Source organism: Microcoleus sp. D3_18_C2, assembly GCF_036702395.1.
GTDB lineage: Bacteria > Cyanobacteriota > Cyanobacteriia > Cyanobacteriales > Microcoleaceae > Microcoleus.
This window is the reverse complement of sequence record NZ_JAUBTG010000028.1, coordinates 41,665-45,759: the sequence shown is the minus strand read 5'-3', so window position 1 is coordinate 45,759 and position 4,095 is coordinate 41,665. Positions and strand designations below refer to the sequence as shown.

The window sequence follows — 4,095 nt, the reverse complement described above, 5'->3', positions numbered from 1 at the left end:
GAGGACTTTCGCTATAAGCCCCGTGGAATTCATTCCCTGGCGGACTGCCGGGTAAGCGAGAAGACTGGCGGAGGAAAAGAGGACACCGCACCGTGCTCTTTCCCTACCGCAAAATCCTCAATTTTCATGCACGAAATATGTAACTACCCCCCCTATTATTTGTAGGGAAACGGCACTGCAGTCTCCTCTACTTTCCCCTGCAAACGTGCGCTCTACTTCCTGTCCCCCCCTTCTTAAGGGGGGTTAGGGGGGATCTCCGGGTGATGCCGCAAAGGTGCGATAGGCCGCTAATGCTGCTTGTTTCACGGCTTCGGGGACAATGGGAAAAGTAGTCAAAATATACGCAAATTCGGCTTCCGTTAAGCCGTAAAGGTGGGCGATGATGCCGTCTAATTCGGCTCGCAATTGAGCGCGTTCTGTTTCATCGGTAACGCCTTCTCGGTGCGAGTTTAAGCCGACTTCTTGGGCTAATTCGTCAAATTCTGGGGCGGTGCAGATCAGTTTGGCGGCGCGCTGTACGATGTCGGTGAAGTATTTGTCACCTGATGTTAATCGCGGTACAGGAAGTTGATAAACATAGAAAAAGTTGATGTTTGCTGAAATTCGAGAGCGAAGTGCATAATCGACAATAAAACTATTCCAAACACTGACTAAATATAAACACTGATGATTATTAGGTGGAGGCTCACTACCTTCTGAACAACGCAACACTGACTGAAAGTTTTCTGCTTGAAAGTTAGGTGGAATGACTGTGGCTATCATTGTTCTGGTATTTGTACTGCTTGCAATCTTACGAAATCCCGCTCTATAAGTCTGATAATCTAGAGTTTGACCTCTATCCTGTTCTTTTCCAAGTATCGCCACTCTTCCTTCTGATTCCTCTATCCAATAACGCGGTTCGCAAAGAGTATGAGTAAACTGCTCAATCATTTTCCCTTCATAAAGTGGCAGTCTCCCTTTTCCTGGTTCTTGCTTGAATAAATGACTGTCATTCGTCATGTCAAATTCACGAGTTAACCGCAGATTCCATTGCCCCTCAATCTGTTCGCCCAGTAAAGGGAATTGCAGCATTTTTTCAGCAATCCGAATATCTCCCTCATTTTTAAACTCCATCACCGAAAGAGAGTCAGGAGATAAGCGACGAATCAAGTTAACAGAAATCTCAATACATTCATCTGGATTGTTCAGAAAAGTATCGAGTTTGTCCACCCTAATCGCTTCTCGCGGATTGATGCGGAAAGCAGCTTGAAATGACTCTGTACTTTTACCTTTCTCAAAAGTGAGCAAGCAAAACTTGAAGCTGTGATGCACTCCTTCAAAAATAAACTTTTCATTGGACAAACCAAACAGTGAATCAATCTGAGTGTCAACAAATAACATTTCCCGCAGTTGCTTAGTACCCAAATCAGTATAAACTCCAGAAGGAATGATGATGCCGCACTCGCCATTTGGGCGTAAGAGGTTAAAACATTGCTCTAGAAAAAGCTTGTAGAAGTTAATATCAGTACCAGACTTTTTGCCGTTGACAATTGAAATCTGATTTTTGTACTGTTCTGCTGAACGGTAGTAAGCGCTAACATGAGGAAATTCACTCAAATATTTTAACCAAGTTTCAGCAATCTCAGGATTTTGCAGAATTTTATTTTGCTCTTTTTCAAAAGTTTTGATATCCATCTTGCTTTTTTTGGCTAGTTCGTTATGCTGCACAAAAAACTCTCTAGCATTTGGCTTAAAAATTTCCCAAGGCGGATTAGTAATAATCGCATCAAAACCGCCCCGTTGATGCAAAATCTCATCAAACTCATAGCCCCAGTGAAAAGGCTTCAAAGCTTCTATATCAGCGAGAGTCAGGGTACGCTTAATCGGCTTACCGCTAATCTGTGCTTGTTCAAACTTAATTTTTAACTGCTTGAAATCTTCCAACAAAATTTTATTAATATTTTCGATAGCCGGCGCTTTCTTTTCGGCAATTTCATCTCGTAAACTCTGCAAGTTTTGGCTATAGGTAGTCGCATGACGGTAAATAGAAATCAGACGGTTTTTCTCCTCCAATACTTGTCTGTATGTCTTGTGAAACAAATTTAACTGAGTTCCACTTCCTTCATATTCTGCGTCATCTACCCGCAGTAATCCAATTAAGGAATTGCCCGCCATGATGTTAAAATCAATATTCGGCAACGGTTCCAAGTCGTTGACATTCTGCGCCGCCGAAACTAAGGCTAAAAACAAGCGCAATTTAGCAATTTCCACTGCTTCCGGCATGATATCCACGCCGTAGAGGTTGTCGCTAATAATCCGTTTTTTGATATAGTAGTTGAGTGAAGTATGCTCTTTTTCGATGTCTTTTAGGTAGTCATTGAGGTAACGATCATTTAAAAACTTGCTTGTACCGATGACTTTTGAATAGATGTAAATCAGCGTTTTCATCGCTGCAACTAAAAACGCGCCGGAACCGCAGGCTGGGTCTAATAATGTTAGGTTTGGGAGGATTTCTGTTAGCAGGCTGCGGCAGAGATTGGCGTCGAGATTGGTGAGGAGTTCGGTGATGGTTTCAAAGTGGGGAGAAGAACCCCCCCGGCCCCCCTTGCTAAGGGGGGAGAAAGAGTTGGATGCGTTGTCTTGTTGATGAAGAGATCCCCCCCGGCCCCCCTTAGTAAGGGGGGAGAAAGAGTTGGAGGAAGAGAGATTATTAACTCTATCGAGAATTAGTTTGTTGATTGTGCGATCGCACAAATATTCAGTAATCTCCGGCCTGGTATAATAAGCACCAAAGGCTTTTTGGTTAATGTATTTCTCAAAGATGTATCCCAAAACCGCCGGATTAATTTCGTTTTCCTTCCCGCCCACTGTATCGTCAAGATTCCAAGAATAGGCTGCAAATAAATTAAATATTTTCTCAAAAGCAGCATCGGGTATGGCGATATTCGGATAATTTTGTTCGATGGGATGTTCGAGAAACAGTCCCCCATTCAAATATTTAACATCGCCGATTAATTCTTTAACGCCTTCCTCCCGCAAATCGAGAGGTTTAGCAAATCCCTCAAAAAACAGTGTTTTCAAGAATTCTGAGTAAAATAAATCCGTTCCCCGCTGCTTGCTTTCGGCTAACTTTTCTTGCAAATACAGCATTTTGCCGCTGTCGATAAATCCTTTGCGCTGCAAAAAATAAACAAACATCAAACGGTTGAGTAAAACCGAAGTATACCAGCGTCTATCTGTTTCTTTGTCAATGCCGCGAATCACACTTAAAAATTCAACGTGTTGCTGTTTAAACTCTTCAAAAAACTTTTTAGTTACTCGTTCGACATCCAAGCCAGCCTGCAATCTTTGGGCGACATCAATCACCGAAAGCGTTTCTAATTCTTCTAAATCAACCTTTAAAGCTGTGACTTTACTCAGTAGCAAATCGCAAGGTTCCCGTTTCACGTATACATGATCGCGGGGATAAAGTTTTGTACCTTCGCGCTTTACCCAATACCAGAGACATTTGGTGCGATTTTCATCAATAAAAATCAACAGATTTTCGGCGGAAATTTGGACGATTTCGCGATAAATCGTCAGTCTTTGGGCGCTGTTGGGGATATTTCCGCTATCGGCGATAATTTCATATACAACTACTCCGTTAAGTTGGGCGATGGCTTTTCGGGAATAAGTCTCGCCTTCTATTTCTAAAGATACGGTTTTGTGGGAAGATGGATTATCCCAACCGAGTTTTTGGACGAATAATTTGTTGAATTCAAAGTCTTGGAGAAGTTCGCGGGATTCTTTAAGTGTTTGTGGCATGGTTATATATGAAGGAATAAGGGAGAACTCTAGTAGGGACACGGCATCGTGCCCAAGGCGTGTCAACTTAACGTTAAACCGAGAGTCAGATAGTCCGACAGTCCGACAGTCCGACAGTCCGACAGGGAATGAATTCCCTGTCTCAAAGCGAAAGTCCTCGCTATGAGGACTGAGAAGAAAAATTTTCAACTCATCAGTCCTCTTTCAGAGGACTTTCGCTATTAGACAGACAGTTCGACAGTCCGACAGTCCGACAGTCCGACAGGGAATGAATTCCCTGTCTCAAAGCGAAAGTCCTCGCTATGAGGACTG

1 protein-coding gene is annotated in these 4,095 nt (G+C 42.9%); it reads right to left on the bottom strand.

The genetic code is table 11. From position 1 onward, the window contains the following. Window positions 1–243: 243 nt before the first annotated feature. Window positions 244–3,783, bottom strand: a complete 3,540-nt coding sequence (locus tag QUA88_RS17480) for an Eco57I restriction-modification methylase domain-containing protein (protein WP_333272876.1) — start codon at window positions 3,781–3,783, stop codon at window positions 244–246. Between the last annotated feature and the right edge of the window lie 312 nt (window positions 3,784–4,095).